Source organism: Streptomyces sp. NPDC037126 (assembly GCF_055605965.1).
Genome location: NZ_JBVJTD010000092.1, coordinates 1 through 1,426, shown reverse-complemented (window position 1 = coordinate 1,426; position 1,426 = coordinate 1). Strand labels below are relative to the sequence as shown.

The following is a 1,426-nucleotide window of genomic DNA, read 5'->3' as shown; positions in this document are numbered from 1 at the left end:
CTAGTAGTGCTTCGTTAGGTTCTGGGCTGTCTGCGGATGCTCCGAGGGCGGGGCATGGGGCGTCCGCAGGTGGTGCATGTGCCGGTCCAGCACCTCAGCAGGTCCTGAAGAGCGTCGAGGACCTGGTAGAGGGTCAGGCCGGTGTGCGGACTTTTGGGTCGAGCCGCCTGAGGGTGAGGAAGGCCTGGGCGGCGGTGACGAGGGTGACGTGGTGGTGCCAACCGCGCCAGGTGCGGCCCTCGAAGTGGTCCAGTCCGAGGCCATGCTTGAGTTCGCGGTAATCGTGCTCGATCCGCCAGCGCATCTTGGCCCACCGCACCAGGTCAGCGCCCGGTGTGGTGGCGGGCAGGTTCGATATCCAGTAGTCCGTCGGAGTGCCCTGGCCGTCCGGCCATTCGACGAGGAGCGTCTGGACGGGCAGGACGCCGTCCCACCGGTTGCGGCCGCCGCCCGCCTCCTGGGCTGCTGCCAGGGACTGCTTGCCCGCGGGCCGCACTGTCAGCACCGCGAACCGCGAGGTCATCGGGCCTTTGCTGCCCTGCCTCCAGGTCACCTCGGTGAACCGCTCCACACCCGCCTGTGCTGCGAGGACGGAGACGGCTCGCGGCGGGGTGCGGTAACGGGGAAGGGTGGGCGGTCCGAGTCCGCCATAGGCAGGCTGGTGCGGCTCGGCATCCTCCGGGTGGGCGACTTCCTTCCCGTTCAGGGCCAGGACATAGGACAGTCCTCGCTCCTCAAGACCGAGCCGGAACAGGGTGCTGACGCCGTAGCCGGCGTCGGCGACCACGACCGGCGCCTTCAACTGCCACTCGGCGAGTGCGTCCAGGAGGCCGAGCGCGAGACGCCACTTTTCCCGGTGCACCACGTCATCGGGGACACCTGCCCTGCGGCATCGGTCCGGCTCGTCCGTCCACTCACGCGGCAGATACAACTGCCACTCCAAGGGGCACGAGGCAGTGTCGGTGGCGGCATGGACACTGACCGCGGCCTGGCAGTTCGCCCGTTTGCCGACCGCTCCGCAGTACTGGCGGGCCACCCCGACCGACGCCTTGCCGCACTTGGGGAACGACACGTCATCGATCACCCACACTTCGGGCCTGACAACTTCGGACAACCGCTCGGCGATCCGCTGTCTGACGGGCAGCGGATCCCACGGCGACTGGTTCAGGAACTGCTGCAGGGCCTGCATGTTCCCGTCAGGCAGACGCTCGGCCATCGGCTGGACCGACTTGCGCCGGCCGTCGAGCATCAGGCCCCGCAGATAACACTCGCCCCACCGCCGCTGATCACGCCGCGGAAACGACCCGAACACATCGGCAACGAACTCCGACAACTCACCCCGGAGCCGTTCCACCTCCCCCAACCTCATACCGGAGAAGATGCCCACCACCAGGCGAGATCACTCGACGTAACGAAGCACTACTAG

General features: G+C 67.8%; 1 protein-coding gene. It reads right to left on the bottom strand.

The window, feature by feature from the left end:
* Positions 1-133 precede the first annotated feature (133 nt).
* Complete coding sequence (locus ACZ7FF_RS44970; protein WP_470820557.1) at positions 134-1,369, bottom strand: IS701 family transposase; 1,236 nt, start codon at positions 1,367-1,369, stop codon at positions 134-136.
* Between the last annotated feature and the right edge of the window lie 57 nt (positions 1,370-1,426).

Coding starts and splice junctions, on each gene's coding strand:
- ACZ7FF_RS44970 (WP_470820557.1), bottom strand. CDS start 1,369: ATGAGGTTGGGGGAGGTGGAACGGCTCCGGGGTGAGTTGTCGGAGTTC.